Below are 22564 nucleotides of genomic sequence, written 5' to 3' on the forward strand. Positions count from 1 at the left end.
GAAGACGAATATTTTCCTTACCATAAAAAGTATCATGCTTATTGGAAAATGTATGGGCTTGGCCTCAGCGATCAGATATTAAAGAAAGTCTATTATAAAAATGCACTTCGTATTATCCCGGGGCTTGACAAAAGTCAGTTTCCTGAATAATTTCAAATCATGCATGGAAATGATTTATAAATGGAAATTACATGGGTTAGTAGCTAACCTTAAATATTTTTGTATTCCCTTTATCATCATCTGCTACCAGCATGAGTTTTCGGTGCTCTTTCATCAGAGATACAGATTCAATCTTTTGATGCAGAAATTCTGGGCTAAGGCTGCTAAGTTTTACAATGTTACTGACCTGTAGCTTCTGGTGCTTCATACCTTCACGAGCATTTGGTAAAAAAGCGAGATAGCTCTCTCCTACCTGTCCGTCGTCATAAGCATTAGATGTATCCTCAGAAGAAAACGTAAGAAACAATATGTCTTCCTCCTTATCATAATCCATTCCGGATATGCCAGCGTTCTTTAGCGATATTTCAATATGAACCCTTCGCTTCAATGAAAAAGACTGCTTATTTCTCTCTGCAATGGCAATAGAGTTATCCGGGTAAGTAGTATTTGCCCTCAAACCGAGCAACAGTTTTCCATCCAGAACTGCTGCGGCTTCAATGTTCAAATCTTTGATCTCAAGCCGCAATTCATCAAAAAAAGTTTTTGTGTCTATCCTAACAACCTTTTCTAACACAGGATCTAAAAGAAATGAACTATCGCGGTGCGGTGACAATGAGCCAGACCCCAGAAAGAGAAGTGCAGGTATACCGTCTGAATCTATGACAACCGACGATTCAATGTCCGCTTTCGAATCCTTTGGCAAGCGCAATTGCTCTCCTTTTGAAAAGACCTGAATACGTCCGGTTTCTTCCATATTATGATTCAAAACCAGGATCTCCGACGAATCATCCCCCATTACATAAAATTTGTCATTCAGATAGCTAATCGTTGATCCCGAGGGATAACTATTCGCAACTTTTGAACTTTCATATACTGGATTAAAATCACTCATATTACATGCAAATAAAAAATTGGAAAAAATAATTAGTATTGCATTTAACTTCTTCATAACTGAATATATTCAGTGTCTTCCTTTCACACTTTCAACTATCAACTCAAACGTCAGCTCCACTCATTCAAACTAAAACTAAAAGGCCCTCGTTTTGTTATACTTACATGTACTTCTCACACCGCGCTCTTATGACATCCTCTCACAATCTTCGATCATTAAGCATAATATTTACTACTTATTCTAGCAGCTACAAGTATCGCTAATCATTTTGTGATACAACCAACCTGCGTTTTTTTGTATACGTCTCACAATTGGATTTAATGCGCGTAGATAAAGCATAAATAACATAAAATATTTACTTCATCAACCCCCGGCAATGTCCATAATAAAAATTGTTTTAACTGAGGACCATAAGATACTTAGAAGCGGCATCAAATCCCTGTTGGAAAATGAGGACGATATGGAAATTGTTGCTGAGGCTTCAAATGGTGCCGAACTGATGGAATTGTTTAACGGACCTGTGAATGCTAATGAAGTACTATTGATTACTGATGTGATGATGCCGGGACTCAATGGAATTGATATGATTCCGGCTTTGCGGAAAAGCTACCCTAATCTAAAAACTGTTATACTTTCAATGCTTTCAAATGAGAAATACGTACTTAAAGCTTTTAAGTCCGGAGCAGACGGATATATGCTAAAAAACATTGGATCGGAGGAGTTACTATTTGGTATCCGGCATATTGTTAACCACGGAGCCAGATATATATGCTCGGAACTGTCAATGGAACTTTTAGACCGTCAGATGAGCCGTTCTTATGTGCTTACTGATGATCTTCCTGAGGTTGAACTTTCCAGGCGCGAGATGGAAATACTTTCACTTATTGCAGAAGGCTTTACCAATCAGGAGATTGCGGACAGGATCTTTACAAGTAAACGCACCGTGGAAGGACATCGTCAAAATCTGATCGACAAGACCCAATCACGAAACTCTGCTGCACTTATTCGTTACGCAGTACTCCGGGGCATAGTCAACTAAGCTTAATCCTGAACTAACCAGTATTGGCAGGAAAATTGATATTTACAGTTATCCATGATACCTATGAAAACTGCATCAACCCTACTGGTTCTACTTTCACTTTTAACATTATCCGCTTCTTCTCAGCAAACCAGCAACAGGCAATATAAATTGCTTCAGAATTCCGTTGAGAACTACAAGCGATTGAGTTCCAAAAATGAGTGGCCTGAAATCACGCTGCAAAACAAATCCGTTTTAAAGTTGAACGATAAATCGGGGGCGCTGCCTTTGATCAGGGAAAGGCTGCGACTGCTTGGCGACCTACGCCGCGGGCGAGAAGAGGATATTTACACCGAAAGGCTTGAAGATGCTGTCAAACAATTTCAAATGCGCCATGGGCTGGAAGATGATGGCATCATCGGCCCCGAATTTATGAAGGCTCTTAACACTTCTCTCGAAAAGCGTATAGAACAAATGACTGCGAATATGGGCAGGATCAGACAGGATACTCTTCGCTTGACGGGAACTAGAATTATCGCTAATATTCCTGAATACAAACTCTACGTGATGGAAAATAATCTGGAAGTTTTGTCGATGGATATCGTTGTCGGAAAAACTTCAAATCCCACAGTTGTTTTTTCAGATACGCTTGAAACTATTGTTTTCAGCCCTTACTGGAATGTGCCCGCAAGTATTGTTAAAAATGAGATCCTGCCCGCAATAAATAAGAATAGCAATTATCTTGAAGAAAACAATATGGAAATCACCGGAAAGGTTGATGGACTTCCTAAAATCAGGCAAAAGCCGGGTCCCGACAATTCTTTGGGTAGTGTTAAATTTCTGTTTCCGAATAAATATGATATCTATTTCCATGATACACCTGCAATATCGCTTTTTGAAAAGAGGAAGCGAGCCTTTAGTCATGGTTGTATCCGCCTTAGCCAGCCTTACGAGCTCGCGCAGTATCTGCTTAAAGATCAGCAGGAATGGACTGGAACGGATATTATCAGGGCCATGGGCGCCGGAACAGAAAAATGGGTCAAACTTCAGACTAAGATCCCGGTATCAATAATTTATTATACTACATGGGTGGATACTTCTGGTCTGTTGAATTTCCGGGATGATATCTATGGGCATGACGAGGAACAAGCCGAACTTTAGTTGCCAGCTGCCAGTTACCAGGCTAATCGGGATAACGCTTTCTTTCAAATACTAATATCCCGATAACCGCCCAGCCTGGCAACAGGTAACTGATAGCGGGTAACTGATACTAGTCTTCCAAATTATTCCTATTCGTTTCCTTGACAAAGAATATATTCACCACAATACCAATTATGATCAGCGCTATTGGATAGATAAGACCCGTATATGGTGAAAACGCAAAACTAATTACTACGGAGGATCGGATCAGTTCTGTGATAACAGGTGTAGACCCACCAATTGCCCCGTTACCGACATTGTAAGTGAATCCCATACTTGTATAACGGATCTTTGTTGGGAAAAGTTCCATCAGAAAAGCACCCATTGGACCGTAAACGAGGGCACTGGATACCGTTAGGACAAAAATGAGTCCGATGAAGATAAGCGTGGTTTGAGTATCGATATGCTGGACAGCATCTAAGCGCATCGGATTACCAAGTTCAAGAAAAGTGTAAAACGTGACAGGTATTATGAGCAGTCCGAGAAAAAGCCCGGCTAGTATAACTTTCTTTCGTCCAATCCTGTCGCTTAGTGCGCCGAAGATCTGAAATAATGGCCCAGCGAGAATAATTCCTACTGCCAGAATCAGTATAGAGGTTGTATCGGTTAATTTTACCGTTCGCTGCAGGAAGAATAAAGCAACAAACTGATTCGTCTGCATTATTGCACTCTGTGCAGCATTACCGCCAAAAATTGCCGAAAGTATCAACCCCACGTTCTTTTTTGATTTGAATGTTTCAGTGATGGGCGCATTACTTGTTTTACCTTCTTTTTTTAGTTGTTCGAAAACCGGACTTTCATGCAGCTTTTTCCGGATCATATAACTTATAAAAACCAGTACGGAGCTGAAAAGAAAAGGGATACGCCAGCCGAATGAATTAAAGCTGTCCTCGCTCATCATTTCCCTTGTTGCAAAAACAACCAATAAGCACATAATAAGCGCTATTGAAGAAGTCATCTGAATAAAGCCGGTATAGAAACCCCTTTTGTTAGGCGGGGCATTTTCCGCGACATAGATAACAGCCCCTGAATATTCGCCGCTGATAGCCAGACCCTGTAACAAGCGAAGTATAAGGAATAGTACAGGTGCTAACCAACCCACCTGACTGAAAGTGGGAATACAACCGATAAGGAAGGTGGCGGCACCCATCAATAATAATGAAATCAAAAAAGAGTTCTTCCTACCGGATTTATCGCCCATATTTCCAAAAAATAATGAACCGAATGGACGGATAAGATAAGTTGTTGCCACAATGGCCAATGTTTCTATAAATTTATTTTCTCCCGCCGGAAACAATTGGGTAGAAAGTATACTTGCCAGAATAACAGCTAAGAATAAGTCGTACCACTCAATCAGAGTTCCGACACTGGAAGCAATAATCACCAGTCTCAGGTTATTCTTTTTCTCCGGGTTCAGAGACGATGATTCAGTTATTGCTGCGCTCATAGGTAATTGCTTTAAGGTTTAGGAGCAAGTAAATTAAATAATTTTCACCGATTACCGATCATCAATTCCCTACACCTCAATTCCCAATCTTTTTAACAACAAGGAAGCATTAAAGGTCTTGCACTCCCCCTCTTTAAGCTTATAATCAAACTTCATTTCAGTGCCTTCAATTTCTATATCGAAGTAAAAGTTCCGGATATACTGAGGGAATTTCTCCTCCAGATCGGCAATTTGGAGGTCATGCGTTGCGATGATTCCCACGGCATTCTGGGAGATTAGTTTCTCGATAATAGCCTTCGATCCCAGGTATTTATCCACAGAATTTGTACCCCTGAGCATTTCGTCAATCAGGAAGAAAACTTTGTCTTCTGTTTGCAGTGTTTCGAGCAGGCTTTGCAAACGATCAAGTTCGGCTTTAAATGTTGAGGTGTTTTCATTAAGTGAGTCTCGGATGCGCATGTAACTAAATATGAGCATAGGGCTGACTTCCATTTTTTCGGCACATACGGGCGCACCCGACAATGCGAGTACGGTATTGATTCCCAGCGTTCTCAAGAAAGTACTTTTACCTGCCATGTTCGAGCCTGTTATGATGTCAATCTTAAGCTCATTATTCAGAGAATAGTCATTTGTAACCCTTGATTCAGAAGAGATCAGCGGATGTCCAATAGATTTGGCTGTTAGGGTGTAATTTTCCGTATCAATGATTTCAGGAATTACCCAATCCGGGTAGTTGTTCCTGAGATTACTCAAGCTGATGAGTGCTTCAAAACTGGCGATCACAGCAAAAGCATCTTCAATGTTTGCCTTGTTCGCATTCTTCCAGTCCTCAATCGCAAAGAATTGAATGACGTTCCAGGGCATGATGAAATTTAATACAGGCCCGAGATTACTTAAACCTAATGAGAGTTGCTTAATTAGCACTGACAGCCTTTTGATCTGCTGCGGTAATTTACTTTGTTCATCTGAAGTCAGTTCTGATGCGAGCTGATCGCAAAGGCTGGATTTCCACATTTCAGTACCAATGGCACTCAAAGCTTCTGAAAAGTGTCCGAGAATTTTACTCATTTTACCGATGAGGCTATCAGTTTTCATCACCGAAGAATTATATGCCTGCATCAAAAGAAGATTGGCTATTCCCATCACGATAATCAGAATGATGAAAATTGGAAAAAACCATGCTATTCCTGCGAATAATGCAAAGGTCCACGGCGCCCATTTAACGTAAAACCGGATAATTCCTGAAGCGGAAACCTGGACAGTCTTTAAATATTGAAATAGTTGCCGCACATGATCTTCCTTCGATTGTTTGGAAAAAAAAAGTAAGGCCTGAAAAGTGTGTTTCCAATTCTGTTTGGAAGCTAATTCCTCAACAGCAGTTTGTCTTTCCCGCAGCACCGATGACACTGCCCTCTTCTGGAGCCACTCTGCGAGTTTGGCATTTCCCAAGACAGTGGCGCATCGGTTTATCAGTTCGAATAATGACCCTTTCCCAAAAATATCCAGGTCAGATGTATAGGGATGAAGGTCATCTTCCCACCCGGAACCATCGCTGTAGATATTTGTTCTTTTTTCTATGCTTTCTATTTCGTTCAGGTAAACTGCCGACAAATCCTTAAAGTAGTTGCGTTTCTTTTCGAAGAAATTCTGTTTTCTCACCAGGAAAGAGAAGATAATAATCACAGCGAAAAACACCAGTACCGGAAGCCAGAAAGCTTCGAGTTTTAAAGACTGATAAAACAACAAGATTCCCACAGAAATTACAATTAAACGCAAAATGGAGAATTTGTTTATCAGTATTTCATATCTGCTGATCCCTGAACGGGAATGGGAAAGTTTGGATTGATAATAATCAATTACGGGGGTATTCATACTTCGGGCTGCGTCTTAATCGAGACGGCAAAGGTAATTATTAAGTAGAAATTTTACGTTGAGAGTGGAAAGCAGGGGAGATATGCCGCTAAAGTCGGGAGGAAAAATTGATGACCTCCGACCTCCGACCTCACTTTCTCAATTTATCGTATCTCATCAAAGCCTCCAAATAATAATAATCCGCATAAATAATCGGTACGTCGATCTCACTTTTACCTGGTTTATGCCCTACCGAATGCTTGAGAAGGAAATTGTTATTCTCACCCAATTTAGCACGATATGCGGGAGAAGAAAGACTTTCGAGCATCTTGATAGCCATTGAAGTGTATTTAGATTTGCGATCTTTATCGGCATAACCAGCTAACTCAAACAAAGCTGAAGAAACAATCGCTGCTGCAGACGCATCTCTTTCCTCATTTGGGATATTCGGTGCGTTGAAATCCCAGTAAGGAATTTTATCAGCCGGAAGATTGGGATGATTAATAAAGAAATCAGCAATTTTTATAGCCTGGTCCAGATATTTTCCATCTTTTGTATCGCGATATATCGACGTATAACCATAAAGTGACCACGCCTGGCCACGGGACCATGCGGACTCATCAGCTGCTCCCTGGTGAGTTACTCGCCCGTCTAGTTTTCCATCAGGACCGTAAAGCACCACATGATAGCTGCTGTTGTCTGGCCTGAAATGATTCTTTATGGTATTATCAGCGTGTGTAACCGCTATATCGTGATATTTTTTAATTCCCGTTTCACGACTTGCCCAGAACAGAAAGTCAAGATTCATCAGGTTGTCTATAATAACCGGGTATTTATGTCCCTTAAAATTATTCCATGACTTAATAACACCGACTTTCGGATCGAAGCGGGTGGATAAAGATTCCGCACCGTTTAACATAGCTTTTTTATAAAGGGGATTTGCGGTCATCTGGTAACCCCGTCCAAAGGGAATATAAACCATAAAGCCAAGATCATGAGTGCCTTTATTATACTGCTCCTTCTGTATTGCCATTGTCCATAAATGAGCGGCGTCTTTCCATTGAGGCTTTTTACTATACTCGTATAATTGCCATAATGATCCTCCAAAAAAACCACTGCACCACCACGTTGTAGGCATATCTCTCAACGATCCATCCGGATTAACCGACTGAGGTGTTTTATCAGTATCAGGATGAGTTTTAAGCATCAGTGCGTACTGCTTTTCTGCAAGCTCGAATTGCTTTTTAACGTTTATCTTCTTTTGTGCGATTAGATCCGATGACAGGGCCATCAGGAAGGCCGTAAAAATCAAAAATCCAGGGATAAATTTTCTCATTAGGTTTACAATACAGTTCATAATTAATCAGGAAATTAGATGTTCTTATACGATGTAGGATAATATTTTCAAGACTAAACCGACAATAAGGTTACTAAAGATATAAAAACCTGCAAAGTGAATGGAAAACTATAAATTCACTTTGCGATATTAAACATATGAAATTAATCAATCGGAAAATCTATTTATTTCTCGGATCTGCCCTTTTAAGCCTGACGGTTTCCGCACAGCAAAAAACGCTTGCAAAGATCCAAATAAGCAATTCTTCATCATTAGTCAGGGAGAATGAAATTGCAGAAGTGAAATTTTCAAATCTGGAATTAAAGGTAAAACAATTGCCTTTCAGGATAATTGAGAAAGGAAGCCATCAGGAAGTCCCTTATCAACTCGAATACCGCGGTTTTGATAAACCTGTTAATTTGCTGATTGCCATAAATAATCTTCAGCCCAAACAAGTCCTCAATCTGGAACTTGTAGCAGGGGACGCGGCAAAACCGACAGCAAAAACTTTTGCGCGGTACGTGCCGGAAAGAAAAGATGATTTCGCCTGGGAAAACGACCTTGTAGCCTTTAGAATGTATGGCAAAGCATTGGAAACAGCTAGTGACAATGCAACCGGCACCGACATCTGGTCAAAGCGAACAGATAAGCTTGTTTTGGATGCCTGGTACAAAAAAAATGATTATCACAATGATCATGGCGAAGGAATGGATTATTATCAGGTCGGGATAACCCTTGGTGCCGGAGACATTGCGCCATATTATAAGGATTCAATCATCTTATCAAAAAATTATCACCATTTCAAAATACTGGACAATGGGCCATTGCGCTCCACATTCCAATTAGGTTATGATCCATGGAAAGTGGGAGACATGGAGATTTCTGCGACCAAAACTATCTCACTGGATGCAGGGTCGCAATTAAACAGGATCGAGGTGCTTTATTCGATTAAAGGAGCAGGACAGTCTGATGTAGTGGCTGGAATTGTAAGACGCCCTCAGGACAGCCCCCTTCTTCTTGACGAAAAAAATGGAATTATAGGCTATTGGGAACCAGAAGTTAAAAACAAAGGAATTATGGGCATTGGCCTGATTACAAACAAGCCCAAACAACTAAAAATTGCAAATGGCCATCTTTTAAGCCAGATGACGATAAAAAACAATGCTCCCCTAGTTTACTATAACGGTGGAGCCTGGAACCGCGCCGGAAAGATTACTACTGCTGATGAATGGTTCGATTATTTAAGAAAATATAAACAAAAGATTGATAAACCTCTTACTGTGAAAGTAAGATGACCGTTGAAAGTGGACAGTTGACAGTGAAAGGTGAACGGTGAAAACATACTTGTAATTTAACACCCCCTTACTAAAACCTAAAACCTAAAACTCAAAACTTAAAACCTAAAACTAACAACCAACATGAACCAACGCCACGCCGCAAGTCCCAGAGAAGTCGCAACAATGAATACAGGAGAGATCCGGGAAAATTTCCTGATCGGAGATATGATGCAGGATGATAATTTTAGCTTTACCTACTCTCATTATGATCGCGCGATTATTGGTTCTGTAGTTCCGGTAAGCAAGGATATGGAGCTCCCAAACTTCCCTAATCTCAAGTCTGAATATTTCCTTGAAAGACGAGAACTGGGAATAATTAACATTGGAGGGCCTGGCCATGTACTTGCCGATGGTTTGCCATTTGACATTAATAAGCTTGACGCTGTGTATATCGGTATGGGGACCAAAGAATTAATATTCAAAAGTATAAGCCCTGGCGATCCTGCAAAATTCTATTTGTTTTCAACCCCTGCACATCAGCCCTACCCTTCTGCCCTGATAAAAAAAGACGATGCTTCTCCAGTTAATATCGGAAGCAAAGAGACTGCGAATGAACGGTCGATTTATAAATACATCTATTTGCAGGGGAAAAGAAGTTGTCAGCTGGTAATGGGTTTGACTATTTTGCAGCCCGGCAATGTGTGGAATACTATGCCGGCGCATACCCACGATAGGCGTATGGAAGCATATTTCTATTTTGACCTGGCGTCAGATCAGGTGGTATTTCATTATATGGGAGAACCGCAGGAAACCAGGCATTTAGTGATTCAAAATGAGCAGGCTATAATTTCTCCTCCATGGTCTGTTCATTCAGGTTGTGGAACATCAAACTATGGCTTTATTTGGGCTATGGCCGGAGAAAACCAGGACTATTCAGATATGGATGCGGTGCAGATTAGGGATTTGAAGTAGATCAAAAACCCCTTAGCGAGGCCTCTGCCCCATTTCAGGTAATTGTTCTCCAGATAAAGTTCAAACACGCTGAATCAGACAACTAGTATCCATAGAATTGGTTAGAGTAAAATAATATCCTAAAAGCTTGCAATTACGAACTATTCGTAATACATTTACGAGAAGTTCGTAGATATGGAAAAACTAACCCCCAATGAAGAAGAAGCTATGCAGGCAGTATGGAGTTCCGGCAATGGCACAATTAAAGACTTTCTGGAATTTATACCCGAGCCCAGGCCCCCTTATACTACACTGGCTTCGACCGTTAAGAATCTTGAGAAAAAGAAATTTATTCTTGGTGTGAAAGGCGGTAATACCTTTTACTATACCCCCATTATCAAAGAGGAAGAATACAAGAAGACCTTCATGGGTGAATTTGTAAATGACTATTTCAGTAATTCATATAAGGAGCTGGTTACTTTTTTTGCAAACCAGGAAAAGATAAGTGCGGATGATTTGAAAGAGATCATTAAAATGATCGAGAAAGGAAAACAGTTATGATACCAGAAATGATCCTTTATCTCCTCAAGGTTAATCTGGCGCTCGTACTATTTTTCGCAGGGTATCATTTTATTTTGCAGCGCTACACGTTCTATACGATAAACCGCTTTTATCTCCTCATCGGCTTAGTTTACTCCGCTCTTTATCCATTTATTGATCTTACGGCAATATTAAAGCGTAACGAACAATTAAAAGACCAAATAAATATGCTTGACTGGCAGGGATCTGTCATTTACGTACTCAATCAGGCAGAAAATGGTGCAGCTAATTACTGGCAGATCGCACTTATGATTTTCTGGACGGGCGTAATTTTTATGTCCCTGCGCCTTTTGATTCAATTGAGCTCTCTTCTGATTCTTCATGTTCAATCCCGACCTTATATATCAGGGAATATAAAATTCAGAAAGATCACGAAGGCAGTCAACCCTTTTTCCTTTTGGCGCACCATTTATCTGAATCCGGAATGTCATGAAGCCAGCGAGATTCGGACAATTCTGGAACACGAACAAATACATGTGAAACAGCTTCATTCATTCGATGTAATACTTGCCGAACTCAGCACGATCTTCTACTGGTTTAATCCAGGGATATGGCTGATGAAAAAAGCCATTAAAACAAACCTTGAATTTATAACAGATCAGGAAGTAATAAGGTCTGGTATAAATTGCAAGGAGTATCAGTATACTTTACTGAAAAGCCATGCTCTCCCTAAAAATTCATTGCCCGTTAATAATTTTCATTTCTTAACTATTAAAAAAAGAATTGCCATGATCAATAAAAAACCTTCAAATCGTATTAACCTAACTAACTATGTATTGCTATTGCCTGCCATTATGTTTCTGGTCTTGATAGCCGGCATTTCCAGGGCTGAATTTACCAGGAAGGGAGTAGTCGAAGCTATCACTAATTTACCTCTTTCCCCGCTTCCCCAAATTTTGAATAAGCAATTAGAAGCAGAGAAAAATATAGCTAATAACACCAGTGAACCGATCACAAATAGCAAATCACGAAATGCTGAATACCAGTCGGTTTTAGACACCAACAAAAATCCGAATGGTGTAGTAACACGTGTAAGAAATAGTCAGGAGGAAATTGTTGTAAAAGGTAACCTTCAGTTAGACACTGCTAACAAATCACAACCCCTTTACGTTGTGGATGGAAAACGTATGACAACTGCAAAAATTAATTTGAATCCCGAAGATATTGCAACCGTCAATGTTTACAAAGGAGAGAGCGCAACGACACTATATGGGGCGGCGGGCAAAAATAGTGTTGTTGAAATCCGCACAATGTTGGCCAGTTCCGGACAGACGACAGATAGTTCAAAATCCAACATTACCGTGGCGCACGGCTCCACTCAAAATCAAAACGTCTCCCTTGCCGATATCGATAAGCAACTGATAATTCTAAACGGCAAAGAAATTACTAAATCAGAACTTGACCAGTTAAAAGTAAGCAGCATTGGCAGCATCAATATTCTGAAAGGCCCTGCAGCAGTAAGTAAATATGGTGAGAAGGGAGAGAGGGGGGTAATTGTTATAACGACGAAGTAGTGGAGATACCAGATCCAAATTACTTAAAATTCTAAAACATACTAAAACGAACGAATTTAGATTTAAATTTTTTAAGAAAATATACTTCTATATGCTTATCGAAAAACTTCGCACCAGACCCAGAGAGATCATCTAAAAGACAACTTCGGATCAATCTGGTCAATTTTCTCGCCGATAGCTTTCAGGAGCCAGTGTTCCAAATTATCTTCATTCCGCTGCATCCATTCGTTCCCGCATTTAAAGAGCACCGCTTCAGCCCCGTCCTGGAAGCGGACTTTCCAAACGCTCAAACTTTTTAAAGTCTCCGAAATCAACTGCAAAACTTGTTTGTAGCCATTACGGGACAGGACAATTTCGATGTGCATTTCAGGTCCTTTTAATGTGAACTGTTGATGGTTTTCGAGATTTAAACGCAGAATTACTGAATAGATTGCACGGATAAATTATTTACAGTATTTAAGTTAAAATCGTTGTTTCTGAAAAACAGTAGCCAGAAATTATTGTTACTGAAGCGACTTTAAATAGCGCTTAAATTCCTCAAGGTACATAAAATAACACTCCTGACTGTTCTGCATTTTACCGAGGTTTCTTACACCCCAATATCCAGAAAGTATGAAATACGCTGCCTCCTGTTCATTAATTCCAGAACGGATCTTACCGGCCTTTCTGCCATGCTTAAGAGATTCCGTTAAAGCTTCGAGGCACAGTTCTGTCATTGAATTGAGAGAAATAGCAAACACCTGTATCAAAGGACTCATTTCCTGAATCAAGTTTGAAAGAGGACAACCGGTCTCGACTTTGAAAAATGGCTTATCAAATAAAATATTCCTTATCATTTTGTAGATGTCCTTCACCGGTTTATCAGAGCCTTTCAATGGCAGGATAAATCCCTGATATATTTCCGGATAAATAATTTCATTAATAACCGCAAGGCCCATTTGCTCTTTACTACCAAAATGGTAATAGAAAGCACCTTTCGTTACTTTGGTTGTAGCGATGATTTCATCTATGCTCGTTGCCTGATAACCGTTTACGTAGATTAGGTCAAAGGCTTTATTAAGCATGTTTGTCCGGGTTACAGATGATTTTGACATGGAACATACTGATTGGTATGAACAAAGTAAAGAAAAATTATGGATAATCTGTTTACATTTTTTCCGGCTACGCTGATGCGGGTTACTACTGACAGAAGCCATCAGTAACTTCTGAAGCTGCCCCGCAAGTGCGAGACTGCACCAGGGTAGTCATTTATGGTTAATTGTTTTATTAGCATTCAAAGAGCAGGCTTTATCAAGTTCTTAATCTTTAACACTTTTTAACAAAATATAAACCTTTTGGTGATAATAATGACATTATAATTAAGTAATTTGCTTTAGTGAAAAGGCCAGGACAGGAAATAACTCAGATACCTATTAATTAAACTAAATCTATAGTTTAAATGAAAACATCTATTCTGGCAATCATAATTGTTTGCCTTTTCACGACCTTTTCATACGGTCAAAATCCATTTTCGGTAAAAGGATCCGTACTTGATACGGTTTCAAACGTGCCCCTGATAAATTCAAGTATCGTAATTCTAAATTCTAAAGATTCTACGCTTGTTAAGTTTAGCAGAGCTGTTACCGATGGCTCTTTTTCCATCAATAACTTAAAGGAAGGAAAGTTTATTCTCCTTGTTTCTTATCCGGATTATGCTGACTATGTTGAACATTTTAGCCTTGATGCTGCAAAACCCTCTATAAATGTAGGGCGTATAAGGATGATGCTTACCGCCCGCCTCTTGCAGGAAGTAATTGTGAAGGGTACAGTAGCTGAAATAACTATTAAAGGTGATACTACTGAATTTAACGCTGCGGCCTTTAAAATTGAACCGAATTCAAAAGTTGAAGACTTGTTAAAACAGCTGCCAGGTATTCAGGTCGATAAAGACGGCAAGATCACCGCCCAGGGGCAAGCTGTAAATAAGGTGCTTGTTGATGGCGAAGAGTTTTTTGGCGATGACCCAACCCTGGTGACCAAAAATATACGCGGAGATATGGTTGATAAGGTTCAGCTTTATGATAAAAAAAGCGACCAGGCTACTTTCACAGGTATTGATGACGGACAACGTACGAAAACTCTGAATATCAAGCTTAAAGAAAATAGTAAAAGCGGGTATTTTGGAAAGGCAGAAGGTGGCGCCGGAAATGAAAAATTCTATGACGGCCAGGGAATGTTCAATATTTTTAAAGGGAAACAGAAATTTTCTACCTACGCAACTGTTGCTAACACTGCCAAAACTGGTCTGGGATGGAGCGATAATGGCAAATACGGAGGGCAAACTGCTACGTATTCTGATGAAGGATATTTTTATATTGGCGGTACCAGTGATAGTGACCTCGATTCATACGATGGCAGATATAACGGTGAGGGAATTCCTGCAACCAATAGTGGAGGTTTGCATTATGATACCAAATGGGGGAGCGATAAACACTCGATAAATATGAACTATAAAATTGGTTCTATCGCAGTGGGGGGATCAAATATTACCTTAAATCAAAATAACCTTCCAAATGGTATTATTAATAGTAATTCCAGCAGAAATTTTGATAATTACATGTTCCGGCACAAGCTCGACGCGACATATCTTGTCAAGCTGGATACAACCTCCGAACTTAAAATTACTGTCGACGGAACCTTAAAAAATAGTGACACAGAGACTAATTATCTTTCAAAAAGCCTTCGCACCGATGCAACTGCATTAAATAATAGCAACCGCCTGGTAACTAACGAGAGTGATCAAAGCATATTTAATGTATCTGCTCTATGGAATAAAAAATTGCAAAAGAAGGGCCGTACATTATCGTTAAACCTCGTTCAGCGGATGACTAAAGAAGATGCGAATGGTTTCCTTAATTCAACAAATTCTTTTTACAATACTTCGGGCACACTTGATAGTATTCAGAACATAAATCAGTTAAAAACAGACGAATCTTCAATGGCAGTATCGAATGCAAATCTTGCCTATACCGAACCACTGTCAAAAGCCTTTTCGGTCATTGTAAATTATGGCATCGGTCTAACAAAAAATACATCCGACCGGAAGTCTTTTAATCAATCCGTCTCCGGTAAATACGACGTTTATGACGCTCAGTTCAGCAACAATTTCAATCTGGAACAGGTGAACAGCCAGGTCGGCGCAATTTTCAATTATAGGAAAGGCAAAACAGTGGTCAATTTTGGGAACCGGACAAACTTTGTAGATTTCAATCAAACCGACCTTGACCGGGATATAAAATACGAGCGGACTTTTACAAACTGGCAGCCCCAGGCTAGCTATCAGTACAATTTCTCAACTCAAAAATCTTTTAGTGTGCGTTATAATGGTAACACAACCCAGCCTTCATTAACACAGATTCAGCCAATTCGTGTTAACACGGATCCCTTGAATATCACATTAGGAAACACGGATCTGGATCCTTCATTCAGGAGCCAGATGAGCATCAACTATAACACTTACAAGGTTTTATCAGACAGATCCTTTTACAGTTACCTTTCATATAACTTTACCAAGAATGCTATCGTCAATAATACCATAACAGATGAAGCAGGTAAAAGCACTTTCCAATCTATTAATCTTAACAATGTCACTCCGCAAGGCTTTTATTTCTACGGAAGCTATGGCCAAAAGATACCCAACACAGAATTCAGGGTTTCAATCGGGACTGATCTTGGTTCAAATGTCTATTACAGTATGATCAACAATGAGCTCAATAAAACCTCATCTAATAACTATGGAGGATCAATTAATTTCTCCAGATATGTTCTTAAAAAATACAGTTTCAATCTCTCTTTCAACCCTTCATATAACACGAACGAATCGAGTCTGCAGCGGCAGGTAAATAATAACGGTTGGGTTTATAACGCGCGTTTCAGTGCTAATGTGACCCTTCCCCACAAAATCGTCATTGGACTAAACGGCACCTATCTCTATCAGCAAAAAACACAATCATTCGCAGAAGATTTTGATCGCATGCTAGTCAGTACTACCCTTACAAAAAGTTTCTTTAAAAAAGAGAACCTGAAATTACAGCTTTCAGGAAACGACCTTTTCAATCAGAATGTAGGGTTCAGCAGGAGAGCAAATAACAATATGATCACTCAAAACAGTTACACCACTATCAGGCGCTACGGCATGTTCTCGGTAATTTACGACCTCAGTAAAATGGGCGGTCCTCAAGTAAAACAGTAATTATGAAATTAGTCTTAGTTTTTCTACTCTTCCTGCTTTGTAAAGCAAGTATAGTATCCGGCCAGCACGCCCGCTTTACAACCCAGGGTTCCATCGAATTCGAAAAGAGCGTTAATATGCACGCTCAAATTAAAAAGATGATCAATAAAAACAATGAAACTTTTTACCTCCCTGCTTTTGAACAATACAAAAAATCCCAGCCCCAGTTTAAAACCATGAAAAGCACTCTTTCTTTTTCGAAAGATAAGACACTCTATACGCCGGTTGCAGCCGAGGTTTTATCCAGAACGTTTTTTAGTGAATTACCTGCGGCCAACCAGCATAGCATTATATACACAGATCTAAATACCAGCACCAGCACCGCTCAAAAAAATGTTTACGAAGAACTATTTCTGGTTACTGACAGCACTCGTAAGATCAACTGGAAGTTAACATCTGAAACGCGGGATATAGCCGGTTACAACTGTCGCAGGGCCAACGCCCTGATAATGGATTCTATATACGTTGTTGCATTTTATACGGATGAAATTCCGGTGTCAGGTGGTCCTGAATCCTTCACTGGCTTGCCCGGGATGATACTTGGCGTAGCTCTCCCTCATGAAAATATTACCTGGTTTGCAAAAATTGTAAATGACAAAGCACTGCCATCCGGAACCATAATAGCGCCAAAGAAAGGAAAAGTTACCACAAGCGCCGGACTAATAACAACGCTTACAAAAGCTCTTAAAAACTGGGGAGATTATGCGCAGTCTCAGCTTAAGGCATACCTTTTGTAAATAATGAAGAATTTTTAACGAACCTGACCGTCCCCCCTCACCACCCACTTCTCCGTAACCAATTTCTCTAAAGCAAAAGGGCCTCGAGCGTGTAGTTTTTGAGTGGAAATACCGATCTCGGCGCCCAGACCAAAAACCCCGCCATCTGTAAAGCGGGTGGAAGCATTGGTGAAAACAGCAGCCGCATCGACTTCGCTAAGAAAACGCTCGCATAATTCTTTATTTTCAGAAATGATGGCTTCAGAATGCTTAGAGGAATATTTCCTGATATGTTCAAACGCTTCATCCGCATTTTCCACCGTTTTAACAGAGCATTTGAAATCCAGGAACTCACGGCCGAAATCAGCTTCAACAGCGTGATTTAAGTAAGGATAATTAAGGTCATGGAGTATTTGGTAGCTAAACTCATCAGCAAAGATCTCGACATGGTATTCGAGTAGCTTTGGCGCTAAAAGTTTCAGAAGCTCTGCCGTCACCTTCTTGTCGATAATCACCGTATCCAGCGAATTACATACCGAAGGCCTGCTAACTTTTGCATTGGTCACAATATCGGCAGCCTTAGTAAGGTTGGCGGTGCTTTCCACATAAGTATGACAAACACCTGCGCCTGTTTCTATCACAGGAACAGAAGCGTGCTCGCGGACATAATCTATCAGTTGCTGAGAACCCCGGGGAATTAATATGTCTACGTACTTTGTGGCAGTCAGAAGCTCAGGCATAAACTTTCTGTCGGCCGGCAGTAACTGCACTATATTAACATCTATATTACTTTCTGAAAGAACATCCCTTATCAACGACACCAATGCGGTATTGGTAAAAAAGGCATCAGTACCACCCCTCAGCACGCAGACATTCCCTGAACGGATACAAAGAGCAGCCACATCAACTGTCACATTTGGCCGTGACTCATAAATAATTCCAACCACGCCCAGGGGCACAGTAATCTTTTTTACGGACAAGCCATTAGCGAGGGTACTTTCATACTGCAAATGGTTGGATGGATCAGGTAATGAACTTATATCTTCAACGCTATTTGCCAGATCATTAATCCGGGATTCAGAAAGCAATAGCCTGTCCTTTTTCGAATCAGTATCCGGCATCTTCTCCAGGTCCTTTTTATTTTCTGCTACGATGTAACACACATTATCTTTAAGCTTTTTTGCCAGCGACTTTAAGATCAAAACTTTCTTCTCATCGCTGAGCGAACGTGCGGCAGTGGTGGCGAGGGATGCGTTTTCGAGAAGAATTTGAATATTGTCCATTTCTATTAATATGCGGTAAATATAGGATGTTGGGTGCTAGGTTTGATAATCTGAGCGTAAGAATCGTTTGGTACGCTCGTGCTCCCGTTTTTTCAAGGGGAGCTGTCAGCCCCTTCGGCTGACAGAGGGGTCCTTAATGCCCTTTACTAATTAAATCCTACCTCTCACAATAAACATAACCATTTCTACTAACCACTTCAGATCTTAACACATGATATGGAAACTTCCCAAATTCACAATATTCCCCGATTTGGTGATCGTCGCCGTTCACTGAGGAATAACCCTACGACTGCTGAAAAATACCTGTGGACGTTCCTTAAAGGTAAGCAAATGAAAGGTCGGAAGTTTCGGAGGCAACACGGGATAGCGAATTATATAGTTGACTTTTATTGTGCATCCGAAAACCTTATTATAGAACTTGATGGTGAAGTTCATCATCAACCTGGGCAAATCATTTATGACCGAAGGAGAGATGAATTTTTGAGAAATCTGGGTTTCAGAATTCTCCGATTTAATAATGATTTAGTGTTTTGCAATGTCATGGAAGTTTTACGATTGATTCGTCTTGAAATTGGTTCAGAGGAGCTTTAACTAATGACGATTGGAGTTCTTAGGACCTCTCAGTCCCGCAAAAAAGCGTGACAGCTCCCCTTGGCAGGGGAGCACGAGCGTACACACCGGTGGTAAGATGATCAAAACAACAATTCAAATTGAACGAAATGACAAGCGCAAACAACAAAACTTCCTAATTGGCTCCGGGGGGTTTCTGTTTTCAGCTTCCCACTCTCAACCCGATAGCTATCGGGCCTTCACTATAGTAGCACAATATTATCAGCATGCGCCACTTCCAAATTCTTCACACTAAAATCATCCCCCAACGCTGATGAAGCAATTTTAGCCTTCGCAACCGCAATAGCGTTATTTTCCTCATCCAAAATCTCTATGATCTCGCCGTTTTCAAAACCTGTAAGGATTTTTTTAATACCGACTGCAAGGAGACTGTGACGTTTTAATAAGGCTCTGCATGCGCCGGCATCTATCTGGATGCGGCCGCTGACAAGACTTCCGCTGGCAAGCCATTTCTTACGTGCAGGAAGATTGATCTTTTGCGCATGGCATAAAGTGCCGGTTTTCCTGTCGAGTGCTTTTAAAATTCCGTCTTCCGTCCTGACTCCAAAAATAACTACACCAATACCCATCAGGTTGGCAAGGCGGGCAAAATTGAGTTTCGATGTCATCCCGCCAAGGCCAACAGAAGACTTCTCCTTATTAGCAAGCAAGAGCACTTTTTTATCAGAAGTGTCCAGTTCAGGTATAACATGGCCATTCCCATCCAATACGCCAGGTACAGAGGTACTGAACAAAACCTGTTCGGCTCCAAATCCAGCGGCAATGAGTGTCGCCAGCTCGTCGTTATCAGAGAACTTAAGTTCGAGGTTGCTTACCACATCATTCTCGTTTGCTATAGGGATAATATTGCTCGCCCACAACTTTTCATAAGTCATTTTAAGCTGCAAAAACTGATTGCGGTTCGAAAAGTGATGCCTTTCACACAGACTCTGGGCGATAGATATTCCATAAGGAGAAAAATACCGCGAATATGTATTCATTAAAAGTGGGTTCCCAATCGAAGCAGCAGCCTTTTTTTCGTTTAATGTTCCGCTGTAATTTTTAAGAAAATTCTTTCCAGCCCCAACAGCGCCCGATGAAACAATTACCAGGTTATACTTATCATGTATAACATTTACTTGCCGCGCGATTTCAGCAATTACAACTTCATCCAGCTCACCTTTGTTAGTGGTAATTGATGCTGTACCGAATTTTAGGACGAGGATGGGTTTGGTCAAGGGTCAGGTTTTTTTTAAGACAAATCTATGAAATTGGAGGGAGATTTTTATGGTGTAGTAAAGGTTACCAGTTGCCAGTCGCCGGACTAAACGCCTACAGTTGCCAGTTACTTTTTTACCAACGGCCAGGCTATATGCTTAGCTCTTCGATGAAAATGATCCTATATCACCAGGTTTAATTCGAATAGCCTGGTAACTGGTAACCTAAAAAAAGTCCTTGTTACAATCCCCGCCCAAATGATTACCTTTGACTTGTGAACTCCCAATCCTACATAGAATCCGGCATCCTCGAACTTTATACCCTGGATCAGGTCGAACCCAGCGAACGGGTGGAAGTCGAGCGTATGATTTCTATGTTTCCTGAAATAAGGGCTGAATACGAGAAGATACAAGATGCTTTGGAGATTTACGCATTATCGAATGCGATCCAGCCCCGGCCTCGGATAAAGGAATTATTTAAGGAAACCATTTCCAACCTCGATAAAGAAAAGGAGATGAACCTTCTCAACCTGCCGCTTATAACTAATTCTTCCGATCACAAAAAATGGCTTAAACTGGTTGAAGATATGCTCCCGGGTGATATTGGTAAGGATGGCATGTTTACAAGATTACTTCAGGAGTCAGAAAAAGTAATTCAACTTCTCATAGTTACTTCGAACAATATTGGAGATGAAGTTCATGATGAAACACATGAAAGCTTTTTGATCCTGAAAGGGAGATGTAAGTGTACTGTAGGAAATGAAGTTCGTTTTATGGAACCTGGCGATTATATGGCGATTCCATTGAATGAACACCATGAAGTAGAAATCTTGTCTGATGAGGTGGTTGCGATATTGCAGCATGTAGCTGTGTAAGAACAAGGAATAAAGAGCAAGGAGCAAGTACGTATAGCGGAAATGGCGACGTGCACACTAAATCTAACCGCTGAGGCCGCAAAGTAACACGCTGAGTTCGCAGAGAATTGGACCAAAAATGTTTGTTTAAAGTCGATTGATTATTAGCTCTTTGCGCCCTCTGGGAAGACCTCTGCGTCCTGCGTTAAAAAATAGCCTCCAGTCGGGCACCCCCATTGAAAATTACCATTCCCTTGTTGAAATTAATATCTTTGATGGATGAACCGGATCAATATTTCATAGGATGATAAGATTCATAGGATGCTGGATGTATAAATAACTAAGATTATCCGGCTATTGAGGATTGTCTGAAATAGGATTCATAGGATGATAAGATTCATAGGATACTGTACTTTTTTCGACCTGCATAGGCATTCAGTCTCCCCCGCTGCCGTTCAGGGGTGGATTTCTTGGGCCAACCTCCTCATCAGGTTATTACCAACTCCCTAACAGCCCCGGCATAGGTTCGAGTCGTTTTCGAGTCGTTTTCGGCTGCCGGGCGAAGCCAGTCGAACCTGTATCGAATCTGACACGAACGAGAGACAAACGTCACCCGAAAAATACACTAAGCCCAGTCGAAGCGGACTCGAAGCGGACTCGAACACGACTCGAACGCTTGTCGAATCTCTCTCGAAGCCTTGTCGAACACTTGTCGAAACGGACTCGAAGCGGACTCGAAGAACAGTCGAAGAAAAGGGCTATTTGTCGAAGAAAATTCCAAATTTTAAGGCAAAAAATGCTTTAAGGACTATTTAAACGCCATTTTTTTCATTTCCAAAGTTGCCAACTCAAATAAGAGCTTTTAAGCGATTTTTGAACCCTCCCCCTCCAACTTATCATATTGCACGAGAAGTTTTAACAGAGCAGCCAAATTTGTGCTAAAAATGGGAGTAATACCGCTCAATTCGTCTTCAACTGGAGATAAGAAATTTGGGTCAGAAAAGTGGAGGAAAAATTAAAATAATTAGTGGGGGAAATTTTGGAGAAGAAAAAAAACTTAAGGGCTCATTTTGGATGGAGAGATAAAGAGAAAATACACTAAGGTTTTAAGCGGGGGAGTATGCAGATCTTTCTCCCTACCGGGAGGTGTCGAGGACGCAGAAGTGCATCGTGTTCAAGCATTGACTGTTTAAATTTACCTCTTATATGGGCGAAGGTATTTGGGGAAACAGATCCTAATGAACTGAGACAACAGGATGCCATATGTCCATTTTTTATAAAAACATGAACACATAGTCAATATCTGTCCATTTTTTATAAGAAATCTTGCTCATGTTCATATTTTATTAAAAATTTGAACATGAGTGTGA

At 40.5% G+C, this 22564-nt stretch carries 18 protein-coding genes; 10 read left to right on the forward strand and 8 right to left on the reverse strand.

All coding sequences use genetic code 11. From position 1 onward, the window contains the following. Positions 1-196: 196 nt before the first annotated feature. Complete coding sequence (locus tag ACLL8Z_RS09360; RefSeq protein WP_411274515.1) at positions 197-1108, reverse strand: DUF6929 family protein; 912 nt, start codon at positions 1106-1108, stop codon at positions 197-199. A gap of 319 nt (positions 1109-1427) precedes the next feature. Here ACLL8Z_RS09360 and ACLL8Z_RS09365 point away from each other — a divergent pair, with 319 nt between their 5' ends. Further along, positions 1428-2090, forward strand: a complete 663-nt coding sequence (locus ACLL8Z_RS09365) for a response regulator (protein ID WP_411274516.1) — start codon at positions 1428-1430, stop codon at positions 2088-2090. A gap of 63 nt (positions 2091-2153) precedes the next feature. Then, complete coding sequence (locus tag ACLL8Z_RS09370; protein WP_411274517.1) at positions 2154-3230, forward strand: L,D-transpeptidase family protein; 1077 nt, start codon at positions 2154-2156, stop codon at positions 3228-3230. Positions 3231-3339: 109 nt separating this feature from the next. Here the strand turns inward: ACLL8Z_RS09370 and ACLL8Z_RS09375 are convergent, their stop codons facing one another. The 3 genes from ACLL8Z_RS09375 to ACLL8Z_RS09385 form a co-directional block, all read right to left on the reverse strand. Then, positions 3340-4716, reverse strand: a complete 1377-nt coding sequence (locus ACLL8Z_RS09375; protein ID WP_411274518.1) for an MFS transporter — start codon at positions 4714-4716, stop codon at positions 3340-3342. A gap of 69 nt (positions 4717-4785) precedes the next feature. Next, entirely contained in the window at positions 4786-6588 is a 1803-nt protein-coding gene (locus ACLL8Z_RS09380) for a MutS-related protein (protein WP_411274519.1), read from the reverse strand. A gap of 130 nt (positions 6589-6718) precedes the next feature. Further along, a complete protein-coding gene (locus tag ACLL8Z_RS09385; protein ID WP_411274520.1) occupies positions 6719-7903 on the reverse strand; it encodes a glycoside hydrolase family 88 protein in 1185 nt (394 codons plus the stop codon). A 158-nt stretch (positions 7904-8061) separates the two neighbouring features. Here ACLL8Z_RS09385 and ACLL8Z_RS09390 point away from each other — a divergent pair, with 158 nt between their 5' ends. From ACLL8Z_RS09390 to ACLL8Z_RS09405, 4 genes are all read left to right on the forward strand, one after another. Beyond that, entirely contained in the window at positions 8062-9198 is a 1137-nt protein-coding gene (locus ACLL8Z_RS09390; RefSeq protein WP_411274521.1) for a DUF4861 family protein, read from the forward strand. A 123-nt stretch (positions 9199-9321) separates the two neighbouring features. After that, the gene (gene kduI / locus ACLL8Z_RS09395) at positions 9322-10152 is read left to right on the forward strand and encodes a 5-dehydro-4-deoxy-D-glucuronate isomerase (RefSeq protein WP_411274522.1); all 831 of its coding nucleotides are present in this window, start codon (positions 9322-9324) and stop codon (positions 10150-10152) included. Between the two features lie 174 nt (positions 10153-10326). Beyond that, positions 10327-10692: a BlaI/MecI/CopY family transcriptional regulator gene (locus tag ACLL8Z_RS09400; protein ID WP_411274523.1), complete on the forward strand. Its 366-nt coding sequence runs from the start codon at positions 10327-10329 to the stop codon at positions 10690-10692. An 8-nt stretch (positions 10693-10700) separates the two neighbouring features. Beyond that, a complete protein-coding gene (locus tag ACLL8Z_RS09405; protein ID WP_411274524.1) occupies positions 10701-12245 on the forward strand; it encodes a M56 family metallopeptidase in 1545 nt (514 codons plus the stop codon). A gap of 128 nt (positions 12246-12373) precedes the next feature. Here ACLL8Z_RS09405 and ACLL8Z_RS09410 read toward each other — a convergent pair whose 3' ends face one another. Continuing rightward, the gene (locus ACLL8Z_RS09410) at positions 12374-12610 is read right to left on the reverse strand and encodes a hypothetical protein (RefSeq protein ID WP_411274525.1); all 237 of its coding nucleotides are present in this window, start codon (positions 12608-12610) and stop codon (positions 12374-12376) included. 138 nt (positions 12611-12748) lie between these two features. Next, positions 12749-13339, reverse strand: a complete 591-nt coding sequence (locus ACLL8Z_RS09415) for a TetR/AcrR family transcriptional regulator (RefSeq protein WP_411274526.1) — start codon at positions 13337-13339, stop codon at positions 12749-12751. A 344-nt stretch (positions 13340-13683) separates the two neighbouring features. On the opposite strand from ACLL8Z_RS09415, the gene ACLL8Z_RS09420 reads away from it, so the two are divergent. Then, positions 13684-16476, forward strand: a complete 2793-nt coding sequence (locus ACLL8Z_RS09420; protein WP_411274527.1) for an outer membrane beta-barrel family protein — start codon at positions 13684-13686, stop codon at positions 16474-16476. A 2-nt stretch (positions 16477-16478) separates the two neighbouring features. Further along, positions 16479-17252 (forward strand): GLPGLI family protein, encoded by a 774-nt coding sequence (locus ACLL8Z_RS09425; protein WP_411274528.1) that lies wholly within the window; start codon positions 16479-16481, stop codon positions 17250-17252. Positions 17253-17266: 14 nt separating this feature from the next. On the opposite strand, the gene ACLL8Z_RS09430 is transcribed toward ACLL8Z_RS09425, so the two are convergent. Beyond that, positions 17267-18514 (reverse strand): glutamate-5-semialdehyde dehydrogenase, encoded by a 1248-nt coding sequence (locus ACLL8Z_RS09430; RefSeq protein WP_411274529.1) that lies wholly within the window; start codon positions 18512-18514, stop codon positions 17267-17269. Positions 18515-18730: 216 nt separating this feature from the next. Between ACLL8Z_RS09430 and ACLL8Z_RS09435 the strand changes: the two genes are divergently transcribed. Then, positions 18731-19105: an endonuclease domain-containing protein gene (locus tag ACLL8Z_RS09435; protein WP_411274530.1), complete on the forward strand. Its 375-nt coding sequence runs from the start codon at positions 18731-18733 to the stop codon at positions 19103-19105. Positions 19106-19326: 221 nt separating this feature from the next. Here the strand turns inward: ACLL8Z_RS09435 and proB are convergent, their stop codons facing one another. Next, positions 19327-20361, reverse strand: a complete 1035-nt coding sequence (gene proB, locus ACLL8Z_RS09440) for a glutamate 5-kinase (protein WP_411274531.1) — start codon at positions 20359-20361, stop codon at positions 19327-19329. A 254-nt stretch (positions 20362-20615) separates the two neighbouring features. On the opposite strand from proB, the gene ACLL8Z_RS09445 reads away from it, so the two are divergent. Continuing rightward, on the forward strand, positions 20616-21215 hold the full coding sequence (locus tag ACLL8Z_RS09445) for a cupin domain-containing protein (RefSeq protein WP_411274532.1): 600 nt from the start codon (positions 20616-20618) through the stop codon (positions 21213-21215). The last annotated feature ends 1349 nt before the right edge of the window (positions 21216-22564 follow it).

This window comes from Daejeonella sp. (genome assembly GCF_046590655.1).
GTDB lineage: Bacteria > Bacteroidota > Bacteroidia > Sphingobacteriales > Sphingobacteriaceae > Daejeonella.

Excerpts from the sequence above, each read along its gene's own strand:
- ACLL8Z_RS09410 (WP_411274525.1), bottom strand. The coding sequence starts at position 12,610 with ATGCACATCGAAATTGTCCTGTCCCGTAATGGCTACAAACAAGTTTTG.
- ACLL8Z_RS09415 (WP_411274526.1), bottom strand. The coding sequence starts at position 13,339 with ATGTCAAAATCATCTGTAACCCGGACAAACATGCTTAATAAAGCCTTT.
- ACLL8Z_RS09385 (WP_411274520.1), bottom strand. The coding sequence starts at position 7,903 with ATGAGAAAATTTATCCCTGGATTTTTGATTTTTACGGCCTTCCTGATG.
- ACLL8Z_RS09400 (WP_411274523.1), top strand. The coding sequence starts at position 10,327 with ATGGAAAAACTAACCCCCAATGAAGAAGAAGCTATGCAGGCAGTATGG.
- ACLL8Z_RS09370 (WP_411274517.1), top strand. The coding sequence starts at position 2,154 with ATGAAAACTGCATCAACCCTACTGGTTCTACTTTCACTTTTAACATTA.
- kduI (WP_411274522.1), top strand. The coding sequence starts at position 9,322 with ATGAACCAACGCCACGCCGCAAGTCCCAGAGAAGTCGCAACAATGAAT.
- ACLL8Z_RS09425 (WP_411274528.1), top strand. The coding sequence starts at position 16,479 with ATGAAATTAGTCTTAGTTTTTCTACTCTTCCTGCTTTGTAAAGCAAGT.
- ACLL8Z_RS09365 (WP_411274516.1), top strand. The coding sequence starts at position 1,428 with ATGTCCATAATAAAAATTGTTTTAACTGAGGACCATAAGATACTTAGA.
- ACLL8Z_RS09405 (WP_411274524.1), top strand. The coding sequence starts at position 10,701 with ATGATCCTTTATCTCCTCAAGGTTAATCTGGCGCTCGTACTATTTTTC.
- ACLL8Z_RS09390 (WP_411274521.1), top strand. The coding sequence starts at position 8,062 with ATGAAATTAATCAATCGGAAAATCTATTTATTTCTCGGATCTGCCCTT.
- ACLL8Z_RS09380 (WP_411274519.1), bottom strand. The coding sequence starts at position 6,588 with ATGAATACCCCCGTAATTGATTATTATCAATCCAAACTTTCCCATTCC.
- ACLL8Z_RS09435 (WP_411274530.1), top strand. The coding sequence starts at position 18,731 with ATGGAAACTTCCCAAATTCACAATATTCCCCGATTTGGTGATCGTCGC.
- ACLL8Z_RS09375 (WP_411274518.1), bottom strand. The coding sequence starts at position 4,716 with ATGAGCGCAGCAATAACTGAATCATCGTCTCTGAACCCGGAGAAAAAG.
- ACLL8Z_RS09420 (WP_411274527.1), top strand. The coding sequence starts at position 13,684 with ATGAAAACATCTATTCTGGCAATCATAATTGTTTGCCTTTTCACGACC.
- ACLL8Z_RS09360 (WP_411274515.1), bottom strand. The coding sequence starts at position 1,108 with ATGAAGAAGTTAAATGCAATACTAATTATTTTTTCCAATTTTTTATTT.
- ACLL8Z_RS09430 (WP_411274529.1), bottom strand. The coding sequence starts at position 18,514 with ATGGACAATATTCAAATTCTTCTCGAAAACGCATCCCTCGCCACCACT.